Genomic DNA, 24,112 nt, shown 5'->3' with positions numbered 1-24,112 from the left:
ACCGCCGGAATCGTGCCGTTGTCGACGGTCGATGCGGGTGGCGGCTGACGTCGAAGTATACCCGCGGCACTTGACGCGAACGGCCTGCTGAAACGATTCGATACAACAACAAGCACCCGCTGCCGCACGGCGGCAGCGGGCGTTTCAAGCGATGGCGAATCGACGCTTGCCGGCGTTACTGGCCGATCTTGTGGCTGACCGCGTTTTCCTGCTGGTTCAGCACGTGCTTTTCGCTCTGCGTAATGTGACCGCGATCCTGCGCGGCCATGTCCCGCTCTTCCTGGCGGATTTTTCGGTCGTCACGGTGCAGGCGCGCGGCCTGGGCGTGCGACATCTCGCCTTCCTTCACTTCGTGACGGATCCGGCGATTCTGGTTGGCGAGGCGCTGGTTGACCTCCTCGCGGCGCGGATGCGCTTGCTGCCACGGCGTTTCGGCGAACGCGGTGCCGGTCAGTACCGACATCAGGGTGGCGGCGATCGTGAGATGGCGGGTAAGGGCTCGCATGACGTTTTCTCCTGTCGTTGCGCGTCACGAAACGTGCGCGCTTGTGGAAAAAACGCTGTGCGCCCCCCGGCTGTTGACGTTTCCGGCTGTATCGATTGCAAGTCTTCATTACAGCGGCCAGGCCGGCCGGCCGAGCATGCGTCGCGCGTCGGCAGCGTCGGCCCGTCAGGTGAGCCGATACGCGGGGCTCGGCGTCACTTCGGCCGGCAGCGGTTCGCGGTTCAGTTCGAGCAGCGTGCGCTCGATCGTTCGCGTCATTGCATCGAGCGCGAGCTGGTTCGGTCCGTCGCCGAACGGCTCGGCGATCGCATGCGCGATCGCGTCGAGCGCGATCAGCGTATAGGCGACGAACACGGTGACGAACGGTGTCGCCGCGCCGATCGAATCGACGAGACCGAACGGCAGCAGCACGCAGTACGCGTAGATGGTCCGGTGCAGCAGCACGTCGTACGAGAACGGGATCGGCGTCGAGGCGATGCGCTCGCAGCCGCTCACCATCGACACGAGATCGTCGAGGCGCACGTCGAGCATCCACAGCCGGGTATCGGCGAGATGGCCCGCGTCGGCGCGCGCGGCGAATGCTTCGCGCAGTTCATGGACGATCGCGATCGGTGCAAACCGGGCGGCGACGATGCGCGTAAAGGTGGCGCCGTCGAGCAGCGTGCGCAGGTCCGCCGCGGGATCGGTGCCGCGCAGCTGATGCTTCAACGCATGGACGAACGCGACGACCTTGCGCACGAACGCCTGCCGCGCAGCGTCGTCGCCGTCGATCGCGCCGTAGCAGAGCGCCTGCGACACCAGCGTGCGCGTGGCGGTCAGCACGCCGCCCCACAGCTGCCGTCCCTCGCGATAGCGTTCGTAGCTCGCGTTGTTGCGAAACCCCGCGAAGATCGCGAGCGTGAGGCCGATCAGCGTGAACGGCGTCGGATTCAGCGGCACCTTCTCGCCGAGCAGGCGGCCGCCGCCCCATACCGCGACCAAGCTGATCGCGAGCGTCAGCGCGAGCTGCGGCAGGATGGTCGGCAGTACCGATCCGTTCCAGACGAGCAGCATCCGAAACCAGTGCTCGCGCGGCCGAACGATCATCGCGGCGCTCCGTCAGGCAGCGGCCGACGCCGGCGCGGCCGCGCGATGCAGCAGCACGGGCACCGACTTCGACGTCGGCGTGTTGCACACGTCGCCGACGCTGTCGAGCGGCACCAGCGGGTTCGTTTCCGGGTAGTACGCACCGATGCAGCCGCGCGGGATGTCGTATTCGACGAGCAGGAAACCGTCCGCGCGCCGCTCGATGCCGTCGTGCCACACGGTTTCCATGTCGACCCATTCGCCGGCCTTCAGGCCGAGCATCGCGAGGTCGTCGCGATTGACGAACACCACGCGGCGCTGGCCGAATACGCCGCGATAGCGGTCGTCGAGCCCGTAGACGGTCGTGTTGTACTGGTCGTGCGAACGCGTCGTCATCAGCGTCATCAGGCGCTCGCCGTGTAGCGCGCGGGCGCGCTGGATCGGCGTGTCGGTCGGCAGCGCATGCGCGATGAAGTTCGCCTTGCCCGTCGGCGTCAGCCATTCGCGGTCGCGCGACGCGACGCGCAGGTGGAAGCCGCCCGGCCGCGCGATGCGCGCGTTGTAGTCGTAGAAGCCGTCGACGGTCGCCTCGATCGCGTCGCGGATCTTCGCGTAGTCGTCCTTGTACGCGAGCCAGTCGATCTTGCCGCTGCCGAACAGCGCATGGCCGATGTGCGCGACGATCGCGGGCTCCGACATCAGGTTCGGCGACGCCGGCTTGTTCATCCCGTACGACACGTGGACCATGCTCATCGAATCCTCGACCGTCACGCCCTGCGCGACGTTGTCCTGCAGGTCGATCTCGGTACGGCCGAGCGTCGGCAGGATCAGCGCGTCGCGGCCGTGAATCAGGTGGCTGCGGTTCAGCTTCGTCGTGATGTGGACGGAGAGATCGCAGCGGCGCATGCCTTCCCACGTGCGTGGCGTGTCGGGCGTCGCCATCGCGAAGTTGCCGCCGAGGCCGATCAGCACCTTCACGTGGCCTTCGAGCATGCCTTCGATGGTTTCGACGACGTCGTAGCCGTGGTGGCGCGGCGGCTCGAAGTCGAACACGTGGCCGAGCCGGTCGAGGAACGCCTGCGACGGTTTCTCCTCGATGCCGACCGTGCGGTTGCCCTGCACGTTCGAGTGACCGCGCACCGGGCACAGGCCCGCACCGGGGCGGCCGATGTTGCCGCGCATCAGCATCAGGTTCGTCAGCATCTGCACGGTCGCGACCGAATGCTTGTGCTGGGTGATGCCCATGCCCCATGTCGCGATCACGCGCTCGCTGCGTGCATAGCGTTGCGCGAGGCCGTCGATCTGCTCGTACGGTACGCCGCTTTCGGCCGTCAGCGCGGACCAGCTTTCGTTGCGCAGATCTTCGGCGAACGCATCGAAGCCGGCCGTGTGCTCGCCGATGAACGCCGTGTCGAGCACGCGCGGTGCACCGGCGGCGCGCGCGGCGTCGTCGAGTTCGAGCACGCGCTTCGCCATCCCCTTGATCAGCGCGAAATCGCCGCCGATCGTCGGCTGGATGAACGTCGACGCAATCTTCGTGCCTGACATCGTCAGCATCTCGAGCGGGCTTTGCGGATCGGCGAAACGCTCGAGTCCGCGTTCCTTCAACGGGTTGATCGACACGATCGTCGCGCCGCGCTTCGCGCATTCGCGCAGCTCGCCCATCATCCGCGGGTGGTTGGTTGCCGGATTCTGGCCGAATATGAGCAGCATATCCGCGTGCTCGAAATCGTCGAGCGTGACGGTGCCCTTGCCGACGCCGACCGACGCCGGCAGCCCGCGGCTCGTCGCCTCGTGGCACATGTTCGAGCAGTCGGGGAAGTTGTTGGTGCCGTACAGCCGCACCAGCAGCTGATACAGGAACGCCGCCTCGTTGCTCGCGCGGCCGGACGTGTAGAACGCCGCCTGGTTCGGGTCCGGCAGCGCGCGCAGGTGGCGTGCGATCAGCGCGAACGCGTCGTCCCACGCGATCGGCACGTAGCGGTCGGTCCGCGCGTCGTACACCATCGGGTCGGTCAGGCGGCCGTGCTGTTCGAGTTCGAAATCCGACTGTTCGAGCAGCTCGGCGACGGTGTGCGCGGCGAAGAATTCGGGCGTCACGCGCTTGCTCGTCGCTTCGGCGGCCACGGCCTTCACGCCGTTCTCGCAGAATTCGAACGTCGAGGCATGCTGGCGGTCGGGCCACGCGCAGCCCGGGCAGTCGAAGCCGTCCGGCTGGTTCTGGCGCAGCAGCGTGCGGTAGTTGCCGCCGGCGACCTTTTCCTTGATCAGGTTGATCGTGACGGCTTTCAGCGCGCCCCAGCCGGCGGCCGGGTGGGTGTACGGTTCGATGCGCGCGGCGGCGGATTTCTTTTTCATGATGCGTGTGTCGGGGTCGATGCACGGAGAGTACGCGCAGTGTTCCGGCCGCTGTGTGTACACCTTTCGTCTTCGAAAAAGAGTACAGTTGCGGCCAATCAGGCAGTGCGGACCGCAACTGTGTTGTTGAAGGGACGTTGAAAGGGAGGCGCGTGAAGCGTTACGAACAACTGGCCGACGATCTGCAGGCGCAGATCGAGCGCGGCGTGTACCGGCCCGGCGAGCGGATTCCGTCGGTACGCCAGGCGAGCCGGCAGCAGCAGCTCAGCGTCACGACCGTGCTGCGCGCGTATCTCGTGCTCGAGAGCCGCGGGCTGATCGAGAGCCGGCCGCAGTCGGGCTATTTCGTGCGGGCGCGGGCCACGGCGCCGGCGGAGGCCGAGCTGCACGTGTCGGCGCCGGCCGCCGAGCCGTCGGCGGTGGACGTGAGCCGGCTCGTGCTGTCGACGCTGCGCTCGATCGCGCGCGACGACGCGGTGCCGCTCGGTTCGCCATATCCCGATGCGTCGCAGTTCCCGGTGCAGCGTCTTGCGCGCTACGCACAGGCGATCGGCCGGCGCCGCACGCGCTGGGGCGTGATCGACGACCTGCCGCCAGGCAACCAGGAGCTGATCCGCCAGATCGCGCGGCGCTACGCGGAGCGCGGGATCCCGGTCGAGCCGGGCGAGATCGTGATGACGATCGGTGCGACGGAGGCGATCAACCTGTGCCTGCAGGCCGTCGCAAAGCCTGGCGACACGATCGCGGTGGAGTCCCCGACGTTCTACGCGATGCTGCACGCGATCGAGCGGATGGGCATGCGTGCGCTCGAGGTGGCGACCCATCCGGGCGACGGCATCGATCTGGACGCGCTCGAACGGATCCTCGCGCGCGAGCGCATCGCCGCGTGCATGGTGATGCCGAATTTCCACAATCCGCTCGGCTTCCAGATGCCCGATGCGCGCAAGCGCGCGCTCGTCGAGCTGCTCGCGAAGCATGACGTGCCCGCGATCGAGAGCGATGTCTATCACGAGCTGCATTACGGCGACACGACGCCGAGCGCGCTGAAGTCGTACGACCGCGACGGGCTCGTGCTGCATTGCGCGTCGTTCACGAAGAGCCTGTCGCCGCGCTACCGGATCGGCTGGGCGATGCCCGGCCGCTACCGCGACCAGGTCGAGAAGCTGAAATTCCTGAACACGCTCGCGACGCCCGCGATCGAGCAGCTCGCGATCGCCGAATACCTGAAGCACGACGGCTACGATTTTCATCTGCGGCGGATGCGCAAGCAGTATGCGCAGCAGGCGAGCCTGATGAGCGCGATGGTGCGGCGCTTCTTCCCGGAAGGCACGCGATTGTCGCAGCCGCAGGGCGGCTATGTGCTGTGGGTCGAGCTGCCGCCGCAGGTCGACGCGATGAAGCTGTATGCGCTCGCGCTCGCGCAGGGGATCACGATCGGGCCCGGCCACATGTTCTCGGCGACCGCCGATTACCGGCACTTCATCCGGCTCAACTACAGTTATCCGTGGTCGCGGCAGATCGAGGATGCGCTGAAGGTGGTGGGGCGGCTCGCGTCCGAGTGCGCGGGGCGGTGAGCGGCGCCACGCGCGCGAGATGCCGGCGGCGACCCGTTGCAGGCCGTCGCGGCAAGCACTATCGCGCGTGCAGCGCCGGCATGTCGGCTTGCGCCGCGCCGGCCATCCGGCGCATGTCGAAGCCCGACGGATGCTGGTACACGCGCAGCCCGAATTCCGGCAGCACCGCGATCAGGTGATCGAACAGGTCGGACTGGATCGCCTCGTAGTCGACCCAGGTCGTCGTGTCGGTGAAGCAGTACAGTTCGAGCGGAATGCCCTCGGCCGTCAGCGGCAACTGGCGCGCCATGCACGTCATGTCGCGGCGGATCCGCGGATGGCCCTTCAGGTAGTTCGCGACGTACGCGCGGAACGTGCCGAGATTCGTGAGCTGACGGCGGTTCGCCTGGCATTCGCCGGCGGCACCGAGCGTGCCGTTCCATTGCGCGATCGCGTCGACTTTGTCTTCCAGGTAGTCCTTCAGGAGCGTCAGGCGTTCGAGCCGTTCGATCTCGTCGTTGCCGAGAAAGCGCACGCTCGTCGCGTCGACGAACAGCGCGCGCTTGATGCGGCGCCCGCCGGCCTCGGTCATCCCGCGCCAGTTCTGGTAGCTTTCGGTGATCAGCTTCCAGGTCGGCACCGTGATGATCGTGTGATCGAAGTTCGCAACCTTGACCGTGTTCAACGTGATGTCGATCACGGTGCCGTCCGCGCCGGCCGACGGCATCGTGATCCAGTCGCCGATCCGCAGCATGTCGTTCGACGACAGCTGCACGCCGGCGACGAGGCCGAGCAGCGTGTCCTTGAAGATCAGCATCAGCACCGCCGACATCGCGCCGATGCCCGACAGCAGCAGACCGATCTGCTTGCCGGTCGCGTCGCCGATCACGACGAGCGCGGCCGTGATGAACATCACGAGCTTGACGAGCTGCATCGCGCCTTTCAGCGACAGGCGCGGCTGGTCGCGCCGGCTCGTGCGATGCGTGTGCTCGAGCGCGGACAGCGTCGCGCTGATCGTCATCGACACCAGGAACACGATCAGCGCGAACAGCACCTTGTCGGCGGTTTGAGCGGCCACGGCGGGGATGCCGGGCACTGCGCCGAGCCCGAGCTTGATCACGACGAACGGCACGATGCGGTTCAGCCACTTGAATGCGCCGAACTCGAACAGCGCGTCGTCGATGCGGGTGGCCGACATCCGCGCAAGACGCGCGACCACGCGGAACAGCAGGAAATGAGCGGTGGCCGTGATCGCGCCGGCGGCGGCGAGCAGGATGAGGATGCCGACGAGCGGCGCAAACCAGGATTCGTTCAGGGTCATAAGGGCAGACAGGGTCCTTCTCGTGCGTTGAATCTGCGCCGCGATGCGGCGCGCGCCCGCTGAAGGGCACATGAAAGGGACCGTGATTGTGCCATCGGGTTCCGCCCGGATGCCGCGAATGCATGACGTAGGGCTCCGGAACATTTTCACCGTTACGTCGCACTGCCTTGTTTTCATGCCGGGCAACACACTGCGCGCTTGCCATGCAATGCCCGCTCGGGGCACGTGTCGCGTAGCGGCAAGCGGGGTAGAAGGCTAGGCGGCCGCGCGCATGCGTGCGAAGCCGTTGCGCAGGTGGCGGCCCAGTTCCGCCGCAGCCGGCGTGGGCTCGCCGCGCGGCAGATGGAGGTTGATCGCGAAATTCGGTAGCGCGGGCAAGCCGCTGTCGGCGGGCAGGATGTCGAGATCGACCGGTACGGTGGACGCGAGCCAGACGGTCACCGCCAGATCGGAGCGCACGGTCGCGGCCGTTGCGTCGATGCTGCCGTTTTCGAACACCGTGCGCCATGCGCGGTCGCAGGCACGCAGTGCGTCGAGCACGGTCGGGCGGAACGCGCAGGTCCGGTCGACCATCGACACGGGCAGCGGTGTCTGCAGATGGGCGCTGCCACCTTTTGCGCCGACCCAGACCAGACGGTCGACGGCGACGCATTCGCCGCGCGACGGGCCGACCGGCGCCTCGATCAACGCGACATCGATCTCGCCCTGCCTGAGCGCCTTGCGCAGTTCGGGCGACGCCGCGCACACGAGCGACAGCGCGACTTGCGGATGCGCGTGCGCATAGCCTTTCAGGATCGGCGCGAGACAGCTGCCGACGAGATCCTGCGGCGCGCCGATGCGCACGGCGCCTTCCATCGCGCCGGCCGTCATGTCGGTCAGCAGCGCGTCGTGCGCGGCGAGCAGCCGGCGCGCCTGCGCGAGCAGACGCTCGCCGTCCGCGGTGAGCAGCAGGTTGCGATGCTCGCGCACGAACAGCGGGCCGGACAGCATTTCGAGCCGCGCGACCTGCTGGCTGACCGCGCCTTGCGTCAGATGCAGCGCGCGGCTCGCCGCCGTCATGCTGCCGTGATCGGCGACCGTGACGAAGGCGCGAAGCAGGGCGATGTCGAGGTTGCGTACCATAGGTCGCATTATGAATGCTAATGGAAGGCATAAAAAGCCTTCGCTTTCGTAATGCGTGGATCGCGGGTAAAACGGGGCTTCGACGACCATGACCGGGAGCCCGCGTGTCGCTTCAAGACTACTTGCCGCTGATGCTGTTCGTGATCGTGTCCACGGTGACGCCGGGTGGCGCGACAACGCTGGCGACAGCATCGGGCGCGCATTTCGGCTATCGGCGTTCGTTGCCGATGATGGCGGGCATCGCGGCCGGCCTGGCATCGATGGCCGCCGCCGCCGCGGCCGGGCTCGGCAGCGTGTTGCTGGCGCTGCCTGCGCTGCAACTCGGGATGAAGGTGCTCGGCTCGCTGTACCTGCTGTGGCTGGCCACGCGGATCGCGCGCGGCGGCAAGCCCGGCGTCGACGCGGCCGTGCATCGGCCGCAAGGGTTCGTCAGCGGCGTCTGGATGCTGTGGCACAACCCGAAGGGCTGGGCGATGACGCTCGGCGCGGCCGCGTCGTTCGCCGCGCTGGCGTCCGGCCCCGTGAGGCTCGGGATATTGATCGGGCTGGCATTCGGCGTGGCGGCGATGGCGTCGCTGTCGCTCTGGTGTTGTGCCGGGCTGCTGTTCGCGCGCGTGCTGCGCACGGAGCGGCAGTGGCGTTGCGTGAATGCCGGGTTGGGCATCCTGCTCGCGGCGTCGATCGTGCCGATGTGGTTGCAGTAGCGGCGCCACGCGCGGCGCGGCTCCGGCAATCAGCGCGAACCGGCCCGCGCGGCCCCCGCCGGCCGTCCGCCCGCGGCGCTCGACCATCGCGGCAGCCGCAGCGTCGTCACGAAGCTCGCCGCATGCAGTGCGCAAAGCAGGCCGAACGCCCACGCGTAGGCGGCCCCGTGCGTGCCGCCCGTCGACACGGATTCGGCCTGCAGCCGCCATGCGAGAAGCAGCGTGCAGATCGTCGTGAACGTCGGGCCGCCGAGGCGCTGGACGATATTGAGCGACGTCGTCGCCATCGGCAGGTTGCGCCGTTCGACCGACGCATACGCGGCGGAAATCGACGGTGCGCCGATCGCGCTCTGGCCCATCCCGCGCAGAAACAGCGCAGGCACCAGCACGTAGGGATCGTAGCCGGCCAGCGCGAGATATACGAACGGCAGCGTCGCGGCGAGCGCGAGCAGCGCGCCGGCGGCGGCCAGCCGGCGCACGCCGAACCGGCCGGTCAGCGCGCCCATCGACGGATAGGTGACGAGCATGCCGAGCCCGAGCGGCGCCAGCAGCCAGCCCATTTCGCCGGGGGAGCGGCCGCACGCTTCGATCAGGAACACCGGAATCAGCATCTGGCCCGCGTAGATCGCGCCGTTGGACAGGAACTGCGTGGCAGCGGCCGCGCCGAATACGCGCGAGCGAAACAGCGCGAGGTCGATCAGCGCATGCTCACCCTTGCGCCGCGCGACGCGCAGGAACGCGGCGAGCAGCAGCACCGAACCCGCGATCGCGGCGATGCCGGGCACCGCGTCGATGCGCTCGGCGCCATACAGGAACAGCACGAGCGCCGGCGACAGCAGCGCGAGGCCGACCCAGTCGAGTTCGCGCCGCTGCGTTTGCTCGCGGTCGCCGGGCAGGAACCACACGGCCAGCGCAAGCGCCAGTGCACCGACCGGCAGATTCACGAGAAACAGCCAGCGCCATGATGCGTGCTGCAGGATTGCACCGGCGACGACGGGCCCGAGGATCGGCGCGATCAGCACGGGCACCGCCGCATAACCGATCACGCGCGCCATCTGCTGGCCGGCCACGCGCGCGATCATCATCTGCGCCATCGGCGCGAGCAGCCCGCCGCTGACGCCCTGGAGCACGCGGAATGCGATCAGCGACGGCGCGGACCACGCGAGCCCGCACAGCGCGGACGTCAGCGTGAACGCGGCGAAACACCACAGGTACAGCGCCTTCGCGCCGATGCGGTCGACCAGCCAGCCGTTCAGCGGCAACACCAGCGTGAGGGCGAGCAGGTAGGCGCTCGTCACCCACTGGATCGTCGACAGGCTCGCGTGCAGGTCGGTCGCGAGGCTTGCCAGCGATACGTTGACGATCGTCGCGTCGAGTTGCGACAGCAGCGAGCCGAGCGTTGCGACCGCGCTGACTTTCCAGATCGATGGATCGAGCCGGCCGGCCGCGTGGCCCGGCACCCGCTGAGCGCGTTTGTCGCTCACGCGCCGCGCCGGTCGAGCAGCGCGAGGATTTCTTGCGTCGGGCCCGTCTCGCCTAGACGCGGGAACAGCCGTTCGACGCTGTTCGTGTGCGCGTCGGCGTTGAGGTCGGTCATCGCGTCGATCGCGAGCGTCACGTTGTAGCCGAGCTCGTGTGCCTGGCGGGCCGTCGATTCGACGCCGATGCTCGTCGCGATGCCGGCCAGCACGATCTGTGTGACGCCGGCCGCTTTCAGGTGCGCGTCGAGACCGGTGCCGGTAAACGCGCCCCAGGTCTTCTTCGTCACGATATGGTCGCTCGGCTGGCGGTTCAGTTCGGGCAGAAGATCGGTCCAGTCGGCGGGAAGGGCATCCACTCGCACCTGCTGCTGCGTGCGGCCCGGCGCGCTGCCGGCGACGTTGACGAGCACGACGGGCAGGCCGCGGCTACGGAAGGCGTCGAGCAGTTCGCGCGCACGCTCGATCACCGGTGCGACCGGGTGGGCGGTGGGCAGCGCAACGATGCCCTTCTGCAGGTCGATGACGACGAGCGCCGTTTGCGTGTCGAGACGGGTTGTGCTCATGGCTTGATGCTCCGTGAATTGGGCGAAGAAAAGCGTGCGCGCGGATGCCGCGCATCACGCAGGCGGGGTCATTGCTCGCCGATGCGCCGGATCAGCGGAATCGCGGCGGCGAGTGTGCTGATGTCTTCCGGGCCGAGCTTCTCGATCGCGGCACCGAGCCACTTGTGCTTCGCGGTGTCGCGCTTGCGACGTGCCGCGAGGCCGGCTGCGGTCAGCAGGAACAGGATCTGGCGGCCGTCGGTCGGATGAGGCTCGCGTTCGACGAGCCCGTCTTCTTCGAGGCTTGCGAGAATTGCCTTCATCGACTGCGGCTTCATCGCCTCGGCGCGGGCGAGATCGGCGGTGGTCATCGGGCCCTGTCGTTCGAGCCGCGCGAGCGCGCTCGTCTGCGACATGCCGAGCCCTTCGGATTCGATCTCGGAACGCAGCCGGCGGATCAACTGGCCGACCGCGAGGGTCAGTTCGGCGGCGACGGTATCGGCGGAAACGCCGGGTGTGCGTGGCGGTGTCATGCGGCGGATCATAGAACACGACAGTTTAACTTGCAAGTCAAACTGTCGAATTTGACATCGATGCGGCCGGAGTGGCGGGTGGTGGCGCGGCAACCCCCGGTGGGCGGGACGTCGGCGGCGGCCGGCGGCGCGTTACGCGCGGCGCGGCGACGGAATCGGCACGACGTCGTTGTACTTCGGCGACGCATCCTCGTGCAGCAGGTCGCCGAGATATTGCGCAAGTTCGTCCGCGGCGAGCGCGGACGGAATCTGCAGGTTGGCCGGCCGTCGCTTGCCTTCGGCGCCGAGATCGAACACGGCCCAGCGGCCGTTCGAACGCACGACGGCGAGCAGGCGTCCGAACGCGTTGAAACGGTATTCGTCCTGCATGCCATCGCTCCTTCGTGGATGAGCGCGCCGGCCGCGCGCGTCGTGTTTACTGGATCGAGCAGGCCAGCCAGCGATGGATCTTCAGTGCATCGCTCGACACGCCGGCGCGCGTCGGCGCGCCAAGCAGCACGACAGTTTCGCGGCGGCCCTTCACGTGCATGCGCATGACGACGCCGTGCCCCGATTCGTTGATGAAGCCGGTTTTCTGCATCCGGATCGGCAGTCGGCCGTAGCGGACGAGCGGATCGGAGTTCACGTACAGCAGATCGCCATCGCCGGCCTGCACGGTGGTCGACGTGTCCGTCGAGAAATAGCGGATAAGCGGATCCTGCGCGGCTGCGTCGACGAGCCGCGCGAGATCCTCGGCGGTCGACACGTTGTGCGGCGACAGGCCGGTCGGTTCGCGGAAATGCGTATGGCGCATCCCGAGCCGGCGCGCCTCGCGGTTCATCGCCTTCACGAACGCGGCGCGGCCACCCGGATAGTCGCGGCTCAGCGCGGCCGCCGCGCGATTTTCCGACGACATCAGCGCGATATGGAACATCTGGCGGCGCGACAGTTCGGCGCCGATCGGCAGCCGTGAACCGGTGAACTTGATCGTGTCGCGATCGCGCGAGGTGACGCGCAGTACGCCGTTCAGCGGCCGGTCCGCGTCGCGCGCGACGACGGCGGTCATCAGCTTCGAGATCGACGCGATCGGCCGCACCGTGCGTGCGTTGCGGGCCAGCAGCGGCGTGCCGGAGTCGACGTCGAGTACGTAGGCCGCGCGCGAGTGCAGCGAGCGTACCGCGCGCGGGCTGTAGCCGCAGCTCGCGAGCAGGCGCGGCTTCGCGGCGGGGCGTGGGTGGACCGCGTTCGTGCGTTTCGCGCGTCGGTGCGGTGCGGGCGCCGCGTGACGCTTGACCGCATGATGCTTCACGCGCGGGCGGCGATGCTTGACGGCCTTGTGCTTGCGGGTCGCGGGTTTCTTCTTGACGACTTTCGCATGCGCATGCGGCGAAGCGGTGCGATGCGGCTGCGCGGACGCGTTCGTCGCGAACGCGAGTGTCAGCAATGAGAGGGCGATGATCAGGGTGGTCCGGGCGCGAGGCAGGCGCGCGATGAGGCCGGTCAAGCGAAAGTCTCCTTTTCACGCGCGTTGCGGCGGCGCGAAATGCGTGGGCGGTCGGTGGCTGCGGAAAATTATAAGGTCGATCGCGTGGAGATGGCGATGGATGTGTGCGCATTGATGCGTGATGCGCACGGATTTCCGCTGTTTTTTTGCGGAGGGTCGAACGCGTGCGTTCGTCGGCGGGCGCCTGGCGTGTCGACTCAACGCGGCCAGTTCCGCCGCGATACGACCGCGAAGCTGATCGCGATCGAACCGCTGACGGCACGCGGCTGCGCGTCGTCCAGCGCATCGCCGAAGCGGAAGCGGCGGCCGCGGCCGTCGGCGCGTACGGTGCGACGCTCGGGCGCCGGCGCGTCGGGCTCGGTATCGCTTGCACCGGTGACGACCGTGTTGTGGGACACGTCGGTCAGGCACTCGGCCGCATGATCGAGAGGCATGATGGTGAATTCCGAAAGGGGCGTGCCCGTATTGAACGTCACGCCATTCGATCAGTAAAATGAATGTTTCGATCGATACGATTCCTTTGAAGAATGGAATTGAAACTGCTGCGCACTTTCCTGACGGTCACCGAGCTCAGCCATTTCAGCCGCGCGGCCGACACGTTGCACATGAGCCAGCCGGCGCTGAGCAAGCAGATCGGCGCGCTCGAGGCGAGCCTCGGCGGCAAGCTGTTCGAGCGCGGGCGGCATGGCGCGGAGCTGACGCCGTTCGGTGAACGCTTCCTGCCCGACGCGCAGGCGCTCGTGCGCGATGCCGACGAGATGCTCGCGCGCGCACGGGAGGCGACCAGCGGGCAACGCGGGCATTTGCGGCTCGGCATCTGCCTGTCCGTGCTGACGCTCGTGCCGAAACTTGTCGCGGAATTCCGGCGCCGCAATCCGGGCATCGCGGTCACGCTGAGCGACCTGTCGTCGTCCGAGCAAACGCGTCGGCTCCGCGCGGGCAAGCTCGACGCGGGGTTCCTGCGATTGCCGTCGGATGAGGGATTGTCGTCGTTCAAGGTGATCGACGAAGGGCTTGCGCTCGCGGTGCCGCCGCACCTCGGCTTCAAGCGCGTGCCGGCCGATCTCGACGTGCTCAACGAGATCGGCTTCATCGCGCTGCAGCGCGCACGCGGCCCCGGGCTCGCTGCGCAGATCGACCGGTGGTGCGTCGAGCGGCGCTTCGTGCCGCAGGTCACGCAGCAGGCAGAGGACGTTCAATCGGTGCTCACGTCGGTCGCGGCCGGGGTCGGCGTTGCGTTCATTCCGTCGCGTGCGCAGTACCTGCTGCGCGACGCGACCGTGTTGCCGCTCGCCGGCAGGGACGCGAAATGGCGCGTCGGGCTGGCGTGGCTGTCCGGCCGCGACGATCCCGTGACGACGCGTTTCGTGTCGTTCATGCGCGCCGCGATCAAGGGCGCGTGACCGGGCGTATAGTGTCCGCGATTGCATCCGTCCTGAATGCCGGTCCCGCGCCGGCTCGCGAACCCGAATCGATGACTTCAGAATCCGACGACGCCCCGCTCGATCCCGCACTCGTTGCGACGCTCGCGACGCTGCACGAAGCCGCGACCGATCCGTCCGGCAGAACGTGGTCGCTGCCGAAGATCGCGAAGCGCGCGCAATTGCCGATGAGCACGCTGCGTCGCGTGCTGACCCAACTCGACGCCGCCGGCCTGAGCGGGACGACGCTGAACGACGACGGCACCGGCAGCGCCGCATTGACCGAAGAGGGGCGCGCCGTGTGCGCGCAACTGTTCGGCGCGAACGACGGCCAATGAGAAAACGGGCCACCCGAAGGCGGCCCGTCGTGGTGCGGCCAGACATGCGGCGTCGGCCGCATCACCGCGGCATCACCACCGCGCCGTTACGCCACCCATGATGGAATGACGGTAGGTCTGGTCGTTCAGCCCGTGCCGGTAGCCGATGTCGAGATCGAACCAGCGCTTCGGCGAGTAGATCGCGCCGGCAATCACGAACGCAGGATTCGCGCCGGCCGTGCTTTCGGTGTTGCGCGACAGGCCGACGTCCGCCACGAACTGCAGCGTGTCGGTTGCCTTGTAGAGCGCCGCGGCCGACACGGCCCAGACCGAGCGCAGATCGCCCTGGCGGTTCGGCTGGTAGGCGAGACCCGCATTCGCGAGCAGCGATAAGCGCGCGACGTCGGCTTGCGCGAGCAGCGTCGCGCCAGTGCCGACGCGGCCCGTGCCGAGCCCGCGACCGTCGTTGCCGGTCGGCATCGTCACCTTCGGTTTCAGCGCAAGCGATAGCGGCCCGTGTTCGACGAAGCGCCATTTCATGCCGATCTCGACATCGCCGATGCCCGCGCCGTTGTCGTCGGTCCGCGTTTGCAGATGCGTGTAAGGCGCGTTCACGTAGAGATCGACGTGCTCGCCGAACCCGCGCGTGAGCGTCGCGTTCCACAACTGATGGCGGCCGTTCTCGTCCTGTTTCGAGGTTTCCTCACCGTTGAATTCGAACTGCCAGTTCGCATTGCCCTGCGTGCCCGTGTCGTCGCTGACGAGCGGATGCGCCGCGTAGGCATCCAGCGGCGCGAGGAGGGCGCTCGCGGCCGCGAGCGGAAGCATTCTTCTTTTCATCATGTCACCTGTAGTGCGTCGTGAGCGGCCGGCCCATGCGAGCCGGCACGCCGTCGCCCGGAGGAAATCAGAACCACTGCTTGTAGCGGCGCACATAGATCGTCTTGACGATCTGCGCGAGCAGGATGTAGCCGACCATCGTTGCGGCGAGCCACAGCCAGTAGGTGCCCGGCAGGTGCATGAAGCCGAGCGAATCCGCGAACGGTGAGAACGGCAGCCAGCAGCCGATCGCGATCGCGGTGAATGTCGACAGCAGCACAGGCAGCGCGGCCGTGCTCTGCAGGAACGGAATCTTCTGCGTGCGCAGCAGGTGCACGACGAGCGTCTGCGACACGAGGCTCTCGATGAACCAGCCCGAGTTCATCACGATCTGGCCGCCCGAGCCGCCTTGCAGGTGATACATCGCGCCCGCACCGAACACGGTCCACATCAGCACGTAGGTCGTGATGTCGAACACCGACGACGTCGGCCCGACCCACAGCATGAAGCGGCCGATGTTGCCGGCTTCCCATTTGCGCGGCTTCTTCAGGAACTCCGGATCCATCTTGTCCCACGGCAGCAGCATCTGCGACGTGTCGTAGATCAGGTTCAGCACGAGCAACTGCGTCGCGAGCATCGGCTCCCACGGCAGGAACGCGCTGGCGACGAGCACCGAGAATACGTTGCCGAAGTTCGAGCTGGCCGTCATGTTCAGGTACTTCAGGATGTTGCCGAACGTCTCGCGGCCCTTGATCACGCCTTCCTCGAGCACCATCAGGCTCTTTTCGAGCAAGATGATGTCGGCGGTTTCCTTCGCGATGTCGGCGCCGCTGTCGACCGAAATGCCGACGTCGGCGTCGCGCAGCGCGGGCGCGTCGTTGATGCCGTCGCCGAGGAAGCCGACCGTGTGGCCGTTCGCCTGCAGCGCCTTCACGATGCGCGCCTTCTGCAGCGGCGTGAGTTTCGCGAACACCGTCGTGCGTTCGACGACTTGCGCGAGCGTCGCGTCGTCGAGCGCCTCGATTTCGGTGCCGAGCACCGGCTTGCCCGGTTCGAGGCCGACCTGGCGGCACACTTTCATCGTGACGGTCGGGTTGTCGCCCGTCAGCACCTTCACCGACACGCCGTTATCGCGCAGCGCGGCGAGCGCCGGTGCGGCCGATTCCTTTGGCGGATCGAGGAAGGTCAGGAAACCGCGCACGACGAGGTCGCGCTCGTCGGCGGTGCGGTATTGTTCGCGTTCGTCGCCGCGCGGGATCGCGCGCGTCGCGAGCACCAGCACGCGGAAGCCGTCCTCGTTGTATGCGTTTGCCTGTTCGAGCAGTCGCTTGCGCGCGACGAAGTCGAGCGGACGCACGCCGTGCTCGTCCTGCACGTGGGTCGATACCGCGAGCATTTCCTCGACCGCGCCCTTGCAGATCAGCAGGTGCGCGCCGTGCGTGTCCTCGACGACGACCGACAGGCGGCGGCGCACGAAGTCGAACGGCAGCTCGTCGATCTTCCCGTAGCCCTGCGGCTTCACGCGCTCGCCGATCTCGTCGGCGCGCGCGACCACCGCGATGTCGATCAGGTTCTTCTGGCCGCTCTGATGGAAGCTGTTCAGCCAGCCGAGCCGAAGGATGTCCTCGTTCCGGTGGCCGGACAGGTCGAGATGGTGTTCGAGGATGATCTTGTCCTGCGTGAGCGTGCCGGTCTTGTCGGTGCACAGCACGTCCATCGCGCCGAAGTTCTGCACGGAGTTCAGCCGCTTCACGACGACCTTGCGGCGCGCCATCGCGATCGCGCCGCGCGCGAGGTTCGCGCTGACGATCATCGGCAGCATCTCGGGCGTGAGGCCGACGGCCACCGCAAGCGCGAACGTGAGCGCGCTCAGCCAGTCGCCCTTGGTCAGGCCGTTGATCATGAACACGATCGGCACCATCACGAACATGAACCTGATCAGCAGCCAGCTCACGCTCGCGACGCCGCGGTCAAAGCTCGTCTCGATGCGCTTGTGGCTCACCACGTTGCGCGCGAGCGATCCGAAATACGTGTCCTCGCCGGTCGCGACGACCACGGCCGTCGCGGTGCCGCTGACCACGTTGGTGCCCATGAAGCACACGTTCTCGAGATCGAGCAGCGACGTCGACGCGTCGTTCGCCGCGCCCGGCGTGCCCGCCATGCCCGCGTGGGCCGACTTGCCGGCAACCGCGCCGAGCGTGTCGTACTTCTCGACCGGCAGCGCTTCGCCGGTCAGCACCGCCTGGCTGATGAACAGGTCGCGGGACGTGAGCAGACGCACGTCGGCGGGAATCATGTCGCCGGCCGACAGGTGCACGATGTCGCCGACCACCACTTCGCGCATCGGCACCTCGCGTCGCGCCGGCTCGGACGTGTCGGTCACCGCGCGCTGCACGGTCGCCGTCGTGCGAACCATCGCCTTGAGCTTTTCGGCCGCGCGCAGCGACCGGAATTCCTGCACGAAGCGCAGCAGCGCGCTGATCGTGACCATCGCCAGCAGGATCGTCATGCCGACGTAGTCGCGATCGTCAGGTGCCGCGAAATAGACGTCGGTGAAGAAGCTGATCGCGGCCAGCACCAGCAGCACGTAGACGAACGGATTGTGGAACGCATGCAGCAGCTGGCGCGTCCAGTGCGGCGGCTTGTCGTGCGCGATTTCGTTCGGGCCGTCGTGCTGCAGGCGGTCGGCGGCCTGCGCGTAGGTGAGGCCGCGCATGCTGGTATGCAGCGACTTGAAGGTTTCTTCGAGCGGGCGAGCCGCTTCCTGCGCGGCGCGCATGACGCGCGGTTCGTTCTGCTGACCGGGGCCAGCGTTGATGAAGCCGCGCTGTTTCTTTTGCGAGGTGTTTCGTTGTGTCATGAGTCGCTCCTTGCGCACGCGGCGGCGGACGGGAAGCGACCGTGACGTTATCGACGCACGAACGCTTCCCGCCGCGTCGCGCCGGGCGCGATCGGCTGTGGATCGGTGAAGGGAGGAAGGCTCGCCGGCGCGCGGAGTGCGGTCCTCAGGACGAAGCGCGGCGTCGCACCGGCGAGCGGTAATCGACTACTGTCGTCTGAGTTCATCTGCACTCCTGTCGGTTGCGGGTGGGCGGCACGGGCGATCGGCAGCCGCGCACGCTCGAGGGCGCGCGGCCGGACGGCACGCGAACGGAACACGCACGCGGCGTGCGCTGCGTGCGGCGCGAACGTATGCGCGCGGCAACGCACGGTTGCGCAGCGCGGACATTCGGCGATATCGAAAAAATCGGCGGGGGATTCTGGCCGGTCAGGCCGGAAGGGCGCCGCATCCTGCTTCCCGGGATGCGGCAGAAGACGAGGCTCTGCGCGGTTTCCTCAGGCAGCAGTCAAGTCGGTCGAGGACCAACTACAACTCGCATCGGTGTTCACAGAACACTCCATGTAATCAGACGGGGGCGATGGTAATGGGTCGTCGTGCGAAGCGTCAACCCTTTTTCCGCCCTTTTTTCAGGCAATTCCTGGGATACGTCGGCACAACGGCACCGGCTCCGCGGACGAAAAAATGCGCGCACGCCAGGCAGGCATGCGCGCGCTTGCGTCGAGGCGACGTACCGGTTACTGCGTGGCCGCGGTGACGGCAGCGCCTGCATCGGCGATACCGGAACCGGCCGGCAGCGCGGTGCACGACGTGCTGGCCGGCAGCATCGCCGCACGCGCGCCGCCTTGCAGCTTCTGCTGGATCTGAGCGGGTGTGAGGTTGCCGTTCACCGACAGCATCAGCCCGACGATGCCCGTCACCTGCGGTGTCGCGAGGCTCGTGCCGCTCGCGGTGCCATACGTGTCCGTGCCCGGTGTCGTCGTACCGCTGTTGGCCGTCGACAGGATGTTGACACCCGGCGCGCTCAGCGCGACGTCGGAGCCGAAGTTGCTGAACGATGCGCGGCGCCCGGTCGCGTCGGTCGCGCCGACGCTGATCACGCCGCGGCAGTTCGCCGGCTGGTCGAGTGCGGTCGCCAGGCCATCGTTGCCGGCGGCGACGACGACGGTCACGCCCTTCGCGTTCACATCGTCGATCGCCTGCTGGAACGTCGCGCTGCACGCGCCGACGCCGCCCAGGCTCAGGTTGATGATCTTCGCGGGATTCGGGTTCGTCGGCACGCCGGCGACCGGGATCCCGGCTGCCCAGCGCATCGCGTCCGCGATGTCGCTCGTCGTGCCGCCGCACTTGCCGAGCACGCGCACCGGCAGGATCCGGCCGAGCCACGACACGCCGGCGACGCCGATGCCGTTGTTGGCGGCGGCGCCGATCACGCCCATCACGCGCGTGCCGTGCCAGCTGCTGGTGCTCGGTTCGCTCGCGCAGTGATAGTACGGGCCGCTGGTGTCGTCCAGTTCCTGCTGCGTGACCCAGTCGCCCGGATCGGATGCATCGGTGCCGCGCGTCTGACCGTTGTTGCTGGTGTTGGCATTCGAGATGAAGCTGTAGCCGGGCAGCAGGTTGCCGACGAGGTCGGGGTGCGGCCGGTAGCCGGTGTCGAGCACCGCCGTGACGACGGTCGGCGCACCCTTGGTTCGCGTCCATGCGGGCGGCGCGTTGATGCCGACGCTGGCGTCGGACAGATACCACTGCTGGCCATATGCGGGGTCGCTCGGCGTGTCGCGGATTCGCATCGGGTGATCGGGTTCCGCGTAGTCGACGTCGCCGTCAGCCGCGAATGCCTGCGCGAGCGCCGCCGCGTCGCCGGACGCGATGCGCTGGCCGATCGACAGCACGGCTGCGCCGTCCGACAAGGTTCGCTCCACCTGCACGTTCAGCGGTGCCTGCGACGTCGTCACGGCGGCATACGTCCGTGCGGCGCCGGTCGTCGTCGGCGCTGTCCAGCGCGTCATCGAGCGCTGGATGACCGCGTCGAGCCGCGTGCCGGTGTCGAGGGCCGCCATCGCGCGCGCGGCTGTCGGCGTCTTCAGCCTGACGATCAGGTGATCGACCGGCGGCTCGGTCGGCGCGGTCGGCTGGGCAGCCATCTGCACGGCGGCCTGCTGCGTCGCGCATGTATTGCTGCCGTTGGTCGCGGGCGGGGTCGTCGGGGAAGGCGACGGCGAGGGGGCCGGCGCTGCATTGGAAGGCGACGGACTGCCGCCGTCGCCGCCACCGCCCCCGCAGCCGGCGATCGGAAGCAGGGCCGCGGCAGACAGCATGCCGGCGAGCATGCGCGCATGAGCGGAGCGGGCCAGCGCGAAATTGAATCGTTTGGCTCTCATGGTGAAACTCGATCCTCGTAGATAACCGTCGTGCTGGCGGTTGTGCCTGGCCGGCGTAAACCGGACCTGTTTTTTATCGGGCGTGCACGGGACTGCTGCGACGCGCCATGCATTGGGTAACGGCTGATGAGGCGGTTTCTTGAATATGTTTTCGGGTGAAAAAGTGCGAAACGCAAACGATTGCCTTGCTGTATCGCAGCATGAACGCGCGTTTGGAACGGATGATCTGTTCACGCGGTGCAAGATCGCAGGCGGTTGATGGGGCGAAACGTGCGGCGCTGGCGCTTTTGCGCGCCACGGAAACGATTGTTCGCGGCGTGGCCTCGACGATGGTGTTTGGCGCTTTCCCCGATGAGGTGCGAATTTTGTCAGGCGTACGATCGCGATTCGATCAACGTTTCGTCAGGAGAAAAGCATGGATCGCCGCTTCCGTTGGCTGGCCGTCGCGCTGACCTGCGCGCTGGCGGGCACCGCGCATGCGCAGGCGCTCACCGGCACGCTGAAGAAGATCAAGGACACGGGCATCGTGTCGCTGGGTATCCGCGAATCGTCGGTACCGTTCTCGTATTCGGACAACCAGCAGAAGAACATCGGTTACTCGCGCGACATCGCGGCGCGCATCATCGATGCGCTCAAGGCCGAGCTGAAGACGCCGAATCTGACGGTGAAGGAAATCCCGATTACGTCGCAGAACCGGATTCCGCTGCTGCAGAACGGCACGATCGACTTCGAGTGCGGGTCGACGACCAACACGCTGGAGCGGCAGAAGCAGGCCGCGTTCTCGAACAGTATTTTCCTGTACGGGATCCGCTTCAGCACGCGCAAGGATTCGGGTGTGAAGGACTTCACGGACCTGGCCGGCAAGACGGTCGCGACGACGGCCGGCACGTCCGACGAGCGCCTGCTGCGCAAGCTCAACGAGGAGAAGGGGATGAACATGACGATCATCAGCGCGAAGGACCACGCTGAAGCGTTCATGAACGTCACGACGGGGCGCGCGGTCGCGTTCGTGATGGACGAGCCCCTGCTGTATGGCGAGATCGCAAAGGACCGCAATCCGGGTGCGTACACGGTGACGGGCACGCCGCTGGTTCACGAAAACTACGCGTGCATGATGCGCAAGGACGATCCGGCGTTCAAGCGCGTGGTCGATGGCGTGATCGCGAAGATGCAGACCTCCGGCGCGGCCGAGAAGCTCTATGACCAGTGGTTCATGCAGCCGATTCCGCCGAAGGGCGTGAGCCTCAATTATCCGCTGTCGCCGGAGATGAAGCAGCTGTTCAGGAATCCGACGGATCAGGCGCAATACTGATCGAAGCGTCGTCGTGGTATTGCATCGCACATGAAAAGCCGCCGGCAGATGCCGGCGGTTTCCGTTTCTGGTGCGCTCGCTGGCGCGGCGAAAGTGTGCGTCAGACCTGATTTCCGGCCCGGGCGCTGCCGGCCTGTCAGGCGGAGACTGTGCCGAAATCGGCATTCAACCGTGCCCGCGCCATGGGATTCCTGTCGCGCTGCGCAACAACAGGCACAATACGCACTTCGCCGCGCACCGTTGTTCGTTGTTCGAACAGCACGGCGCGTGTCGCCGCCGTCCGAATCTTTCCCGGTTGTCATGAACGCCTCGCTCACACCCGCGCGCGAATCGAACTCGCCGCGCTTCCTGTTGTTCCTGATCTGCCTGTTCGCCTCCGCCGGCCAGCTCGCGATCGACATCTACGTGCCCGCGCTGCCCGACATGGCGCGCTCGTTCGCGACCACGCCGCAGGCGATCCAGTCGAGCGTCTCCGGCTACATGGCCGCCTACGCGCTCGGCCAGCTGATCTTCGGCCCGGTCGCCGATGCGTACGGGCGCAAGCGCGTGCTTGCGTTCGGGCTCGTCATCTACACGATCGGCTGCCTGCTGTCGCTCGGCGCGCCGAACCTGGAGACATTCGTGCTGGCGCGCTGCCTGCAGGGCTTCGGGATCGCGACCACGAACCTGCTCGCGAAGGCGATCATCACCGACTCGTTCTCGGGCCAGGCGCTGATGCATGCGTTTACGTACATGTCGATCGCGTGGGGGCTCGCGCCGATCATCGCGCCGGTGATCGGCGCGCACCTTCAGGAATGGTTCGGCTGGCGCGCGTGCCTCGTGTTCCTGCTGGTGTACTCGCTGGTGATGTGGGCGCTGCTGTGGCGCTATCGCGAAACCTTGCCGAAACCGGTCCATCTCGAGCCACGCACGCTGATGGCGAACGCGGGCAAGGTGCTCGCGAGCCCGGTGTTCCAGAGCTGCTTCCTCGCGCAGGGGCTGTGCTACAGCATCCTGCTGGTGTTCAACATCGTCGGGCCGTTCATGGTGCAGACCACGCTGCACAAACCGCCGACCTTCTTCGGCTATCTCGCGCTCGGGATCGGACTGATGTATTTCCTCGGCGGGCTGTCGAACCGGATTCACGGGCGCGGGCTGCCGAGTGCCGAGCAGCGGCTGCGCATCGGTGCACGCGTGATGGCGGTCGCGGCGGTCGCGATGCTCGTGCTGGCGCTGACCGTCGGCCTGCGCGTGTGGACGCTCGCGACGCCGGTGCTCGTGATGGGCTTTTGCGCGGGCGCGATGTATCCGACGCTGATGGCCAAGGGCAATTCGCTGTTTCCGCATATCGCGGGGCTGACGAGTGCGATCCTCGGGTGCGCGCTGCTGCTCGTGTCGTCCGCGATGATGGGCCTCGCCGGCTTCGTGTCGGTGCAGGTGCTGACGCCGCTCGCTGTGTTCTTCGTCGCGCTGTCGTTTATCGTCGTGTGGATGGTGACGAAGCTGCTGCGCTACCTGACGCAGCAGCAGGCCGCGAGCGTGGCGTGCGGGCGCGGGGAAGCCGCGTAAGCCATATAGGCCGCGTGAACGCGTGCCGCAACGGCACGCCGGCCGCTCACAGCGGCTGCGCCGCGCCCGCTTGCGCCAGCAGCGAAATCGCGGCCGGATCCGGCATTCCGTTCGAATCGATCGCGCCGGCCTTGGCCAGCGCGTCTAGATCGCTGTCGACGCCCGGCTGGCCGACCACGAACGGCGTCGTCAGGAAGGCCGGTGTCGACAGTGTGACCGAATAGCGCTGCTTCAGATTCGTCACGACCGCCGATTGCGCGGCCTGCACCGCACCCGGGCTGCCCATTACGCTCTGGAAGTGCGCATTCCCCTGGAAATTGCCGATCAGCCCGGCCGTGTTGGTGCCGAGTTGCGCGGCGAGATAGACGAGCATCAGCTCGGTCTCGGGCGTCGTGTTGAAGGTGCCGCCCGCGTAGGCGAGCGAATGCAGGCTCGTGCCGTTAGATGCGACGGTGATCACGCACGGCAGCACGGCGTTGACCGTCACGCGGTAGTTGCCGCCGCCGTCGGTCAGCGTCGTCGCCGAGCCTTGCGCGCAACTGACCGTCACCGACGCGCTCGCGAGCGCGACGCCCGTGGCGGCCGTGCCCGACAGCGCGATGGTCTGCGTGTTGGTGTTGTTGAAGCAGACGTCGACGCCGAAGCAGGCGTCGCCGTTGCAGCCTGCAAGTGCCGCGACGGCGGCGACGCAGGCGGTGCCCAGCGCGGGGCGGACGAAGTGCGGGTGGCGAAGGTTCATGGTCGCGGGCCTTTGGGCGAGTGAAGCAACCGGTGGGCGCCGGCGGGGCGGTGCCGCTCCTATTTT

Annotated in this window: 23 protein-coding genes; 7 read left to right on the top strand and 16 right to left on the bottom strand. The window is 67.3% G+C overall.

Annotated features, from left to right (window positions below; genetic code table 11):
- Positions 1-175 precede the first annotated feature (175 nt).
- The 3 genes from BTE28158_RS02185 to BTE28158_RS02175 form a co-directional block, all read right to left on the bottom strand.
- Positions 176-505 (bottom strand): hypothetical protein, encoded by a 330-nt coding sequence (locus BTE28158_RS02185; protein WP_059607190.1) that lies wholly within the window; start codon positions 503-505, stop codon positions 176-178.
- A gap of 165 nt (positions 506-670) precedes the next feature.
- Positions 671-1,591, bottom strand: coding sequence for a bestrophin family protein (locus BTE28158_RS02180; RefSeq protein ID WP_151048780.1), 921 nt, complete (start codon positions 1,589-1,591; stop codon positions 671-673).
- A gap of 12 nt (positions 1,592-1,603) precedes the next feature.
- On the bottom strand, positions 1,604-3,928 hold the full coding sequence (locus BTE28158_RS02175; protein WP_151048781.1) for an FdhF/YdeP family oxidoreductase: 2,325 nt from the start codon (positions 3,926-3,928) through the stop codon (positions 1,604-1,606).
- 152 nt (positions 3,929-4,080) lie between these two features.
- Here BTE28158_RS02175 and BTE28158_RS02170 point away from each other — a divergent pair, with 152 nt between their 5' ends.
- Positions 4,081-5,502: an aminotransferase-like domain-containing protein gene (locus BTE28158_RS02170; RefSeq protein ID WP_151048782.1), complete on the top strand. Its 1,422-nt coding sequence runs from the start codon at positions 4,081-4,083 to the stop codon at positions 5,500-5,502.
- Between the two features lie 58 nt (positions 5,503-5,560).
- Here BTE28158_RS02170 and BTE28158_RS02165 read toward each other — a convergent pair whose 3' ends face one another.
- Together BTE28158_RS02165 and BTE28158_RS02160 are read right to left on the bottom strand one after the other, a co-directional pair.
- A complete protein-coding gene (locus tag BTE28158_RS02165; RefSeq protein ID WP_151048783.1) occupies positions 5,561-6,802 on the bottom strand; it encodes a mechanosensitive ion channel family protein in 1,242 nt (413 codons plus the stop codon).
- A gap of 255 nt (positions 6,803-7,057) precedes the next feature.
- The gene (locus tag BTE28158_RS02160; protein ID WP_151048784.1) at positions 7,058-7,933 is read right to left on the bottom strand and encodes a LysR substrate-binding domain-containing protein; all 876 of its coding nucleotides are present in this window, start codon (positions 7,931-7,933) and stop codon (positions 7,058-7,060) included.
- Between the two features lie 95 nt (positions 7,934-8,028).
- Between BTE28158_RS02160 and BTE28158_RS02155 the strand changes: the two genes are divergently transcribed.
- Positions 8,029-8,628 (top strand): LysE family translocator, encoded by a 600-nt coding sequence (locus tag BTE28158_RS02155; protein WP_151048785.1) that lies wholly within the window; start codon positions 8,029-8,031, stop codon positions 8,626-8,628.
- Positions 8,629-8,657: 29 nt separating this feature from the next.
- Here the strand turns inward: BTE28158_RS02155 and BTE28158_RS02150 are convergent, their stop codons facing one another.
- From BTE28158_RS02150 to BTE28158_RS02125, 6 genes are all read right to left on the bottom strand, one after another.
- Entirely contained in the window at positions 8,658-10,112 is a 1,455-nt protein-coding gene (locus tag BTE28158_RS02150) for a DHA2 family efflux MFS transporter permease subunit (RefSeq protein WP_151048786.1), read from the bottom strand.
- Positions 10,109-10,672 (bottom strand): isochorismatase family protein, encoded by a 564-nt coding sequence (locus BTE28158_RS02145; RefSeq protein ID WP_151048787.1) that lies wholly within the window; start codon positions 10,670-10,672, stop codon positions 10,109-10,111. The genes BTE28158_RS02150 and BTE28158_RS02145 overlap by 4 nt, the downstream gene beginning before the upstream one ends.
- Positions 10,673-10,740: 68 nt before the next feature.
- A complete protein-coding gene (locus BTE28158_RS02140; protein ID WP_151048788.1) occupies positions 10,741-11,196 on the bottom strand; it encodes a MarR family winged helix-turn-helix transcriptional regulator in 456 nt (151 codons plus the stop codon).
- A 120-nt stretch (positions 11,197-11,316) separates the two neighbouring features.
- Positions 11,317-11,553 carry a DUF7661 family protein gene (locus BTE28158_RS02135; RefSeq protein ID WP_151048789.1) on the bottom strand — a complete coding sequence of 79 codons (237 nt, stop codon included), beginning with the start codon at positions 11,551-11,553 and terminating at the stop codon, positions 11,317-11,319.
- Between the two features lie 46 nt (positions 11,554-11,599).
- Positions 11,600-12,667 carry a serine hydrolase family protein gene (locus BTE28158_RS02130; protein ID WP_124904149.1) on the bottom strand — a complete coding sequence of 356 codons (1,068 nt, stop codon included), beginning with the start codon at positions 12,665-12,667 and terminating at the stop codon, positions 11,600-11,602.
- A 197-nt stretch (positions 12,668-12,864) separates the two neighbouring features.
- Entirely contained in the window at positions 12,865-13,101 is a 237-nt protein-coding gene (locus BTE28158_RS02125; protein WP_174919648.1) for a hypothetical protein, read from the bottom strand.
- A 93-nt stretch (positions 13,102-13,194) separates the two neighbouring features.
- Between BTE28158_RS02125 and BTE28158_RS02120 the strand changes: the two genes are divergently transcribed.
- On the top strand, positions 13,195-14,070 hold the full coding sequence (locus BTE28158_RS02120; RefSeq protein WP_151048790.1) for a LysR family transcriptional regulator: 876 nt from the start codon (positions 13,195-13,197) through the stop codon (positions 14,068-14,070).
- A gap of 71 nt (positions 14,071-14,141) precedes the next feature.
- Positions 14,142-14,426 carry a transcriptional regulator gene (locus BTE28158_RS02115; protein ID WP_151048791.1) on the top strand — a complete coding sequence of 95 codons (285 nt, stop codon included), beginning with the start codon at positions 14,142-14,144 and terminating at the stop codon, positions 14,424-14,426.
- A gap of 72 nt (positions 14,427-14,498) precedes the next feature.
- Here BTE28158_RS02115 and BTE28158_RS02110 read toward each other — a convergent pair whose 3' ends face one another.
- From BTE28158_RS02110 to BTE28158_RS02100, 3 genes are all read right to left on the bottom strand, one after another.
- Positions 14,499-15,245, bottom strand: coding sequence for a transporter (locus BTE28158_RS02110; RefSeq protein WP_151048792.1), 747 nt, complete (start codon positions 15,243-15,245; stop codon positions 14,499-14,501).
- A 67-nt stretch (positions 15,246-15,312) separates the two neighbouring features.
- Positions 15,313-18,084, bottom strand: a complete 2,772-nt coding sequence (gene mgtA, locus BTE28158_RS02105) for a magnesium-translocating P-type ATPase (protein WP_151048793.1) — start codon at positions 18,082-18,084, stop codon at positions 15,313-15,315.
- 716 nt (positions 18,085-18,800) lie between these two features.
- Entirely contained in the window at positions 18,801-20,447 is a 1,647-nt protein-coding gene (locus BTE28158_RS02100; protein WP_151048794.1) for a S8 family peptidase, read from the bottom strand.
- 155 nt (positions 20,448-20,602) lie between these two features.
- Here BTE28158_RS02100 and BTE28158_RS02095 point away from each other — a divergent pair, with 155 nt between their 5' ends.
- Complete coding sequence (locus BTE28158_RS02095; protein WP_151048795.1) at positions 20,603-20,899, top strand: hypothetical protein; 297 nt, start codon at positions 20,603-20,605, stop codon at positions 20,897-20,899.
- A complete protein-coding gene (locus tag BTE28158_RS02090) occupies positions 20,863-21,759 on the top strand; it encodes a glutamate/aspartate ABC transporter substrate-binding protein (RefSeq protein ID WP_124623036.1) in 897 nt (298 codons plus the stop codon). The genes BTE28158_RS02095 and BTE28158_RS02090 overlap by 37 nt, the downstream gene beginning before the upstream one ends.
- A 136-nt stretch (positions 21,760-21,895) precedes the next feature.
- Here the strand turns inward: BTE28158_RS02090 and BTE28158_RS32760 are convergent, their stop codons facing one another.
- Positions 21,896-22,021: a hypothetical protein gene (locus tag BTE28158_RS32760; protein WP_260436561.1), complete on the bottom strand. Its 126-nt coding sequence runs from the start codon at positions 22,019-22,021 to the stop codon at positions 21,896-21,898.
- A gap of 38 nt (positions 22,022-22,059) precedes the next feature.
- Here BTE28158_RS32760 and BTE28158_RS02085 point away from each other — a divergent pair, with 38 nt between their 5' ends.
- Positions 22,060-23,307: a multidrug effflux MFS transporter gene (locus BTE28158_RS02085; RefSeq protein ID WP_124904167.1), complete on the top strand. Its 1,248-nt coding sequence runs from the start codon at positions 22,060-22,062 to the stop codon at positions 23,305-23,307.
- A gap of 46 nt (positions 23,308-23,353) precedes the next feature.
- Here the strand turns inward: BTE28158_RS02085 and BTE28158_RS02080 are convergent, their stop codons facing one another.
- Positions 23,354-24,046, bottom strand: coding sequence for a hypothetical protein (locus BTE28158_RS02080; protein ID WP_151048796.1), 693 nt, complete (start codon positions 24,044-24,046; stop codon positions 23,354-23,356).
- Positions 24,047-24,112 lie beyond the last annotated feature (66 nt).

The sequence above is a fragment of the Burkholderia diffusa genome (assembly GCF_902499115.1).
Taxonomy (GTDB): domain Bacteria; phylum Pseudomonadota; class Gammaproteobacteria; order Burkholderiales; family Burkholderiaceae; genus Burkholderia; species Burkholderia diffusa.
This window is presented reverse-complemented; position numbering and strand designations above follow the sequence as displayed.

Bases quoted from the DNA above. Each gene is read 5' to 3' on its own strand.
- BTE28158_RS02185 (WP_059607190.1), bottom strand. From the start codon at position 505: ATGCGAGCCCTTACCCGCCATCTCACGATCGCCGCCACCCTGATGTCG.
- BTE28158_RS02180 (WP_151048780.1), bottom strand. From the start codon at position 1,591: ATGATCGTTCGGCCGCGCGAGCACTGGTTTCGGATGCTGCTCGTCTGG.
- BTE28158_RS02175 (WP_151048781.1), bottom strand. From the start codon at position 3,928: ATGAAAAAGAAATCCGCCGCCGCGCGCATCGAACCGTACACCCACCCG.
- BTE28158_RS02165 (WP_151048783.1), bottom strand. From the start codon at position 6,802: ATGACCCTGAACGAATCCTGGTTTGCGCCGCTCGTCGGCATCCTCATC.
- BTE28158_RS02160 (WP_151048784.1), bottom strand. From the start codon at position 7,933: ATGCGACCTATGGTACGCAACCTCGACATCGCCCTGCTTCGCGCCTTC.
- BTE28158_RS02145 (WP_151048787.1), bottom strand. From the start codon at position 10,672: ATGAGCACAACCCGTCTCGACACGCAAACGGCGCTCGTCGTCATCGAC.
- BTE28158_RS02140 (WP_151048788.1), bottom strand. From the start codon at position 11,196: ATGATCCGCCGCATGACACCGCCACGCACACCCGGCGTTTCCGCCGAT.
- BTE28158_RS02135 (WP_151048789.1), bottom strand. From the start codon at position 11,553: ATGCAGGACGAATACCGTTTCAACGCGTTCGGACGCCTGCTCGCCGTC.
- BTE28158_RS02125 (WP_174919648.1), bottom strand. From the start codon at position 13,101: ATGCCTCTCGATCATGCGGCCGAGTGCCTGACCGACGTGTCCCACAAC.
- BTE28158_RS02120 (WP_151048790.1), top strand. From the start codon at position 13,195: ATGGAATTGAAACTGCTGCGCACTTTCCTGACGGTCACCGAGCTCAGC.
- BTE28158_RS02115 (WP_151048791.1), top strand. From the start codon at position 14,142: ATGACTTCAGAATCCGACGACGCCCCGCTCGATCCCGCACTCGTTGCG.
- BTE28158_RS02110 (WP_151048792.1), bottom strand. From the start codon at position 15,245: ATGAAAAGAAGAATGCTTCCGCTCGCGGCCGCGAGCGCCCTCCTCGCG.
- mgtA (WP_151048793.1), bottom strand. From the start codon at position 18,084: ATGACACAACGAAACACCTCGCAAAAGAAACAGCGCGGCTTCATCAAC.
- BTE28158_RS02100 (WP_151048794.1), bottom strand. From the start codon at position 20,447: ATGAGAGCCAAACGATTCAATTTCGCGCTGGCCCGCTCCGCTCATGCG.
- BTE28158_RS02090 (WP_124623036.1), top strand. From the start codon at position 20,863: ATGGATCGCCGCTTCCGTTGGCTGGCCGTCGCGCTGACCTGCGCGCTG.
- BTE28158_RS02085 (WP_124904167.1), top strand. From the start codon at position 22,060: ATGAACGCCTCGCTCACACCCGCGCGCGAATCGAACTCGCCGCGCTTC.
- BTE28158_RS02080 (WP_151048796.1), bottom strand. From the start codon at position 24,046: ATGAACCTTCGCCACCCGCACTTCGTCCGCCCCGCGCTGGGCACCGCC.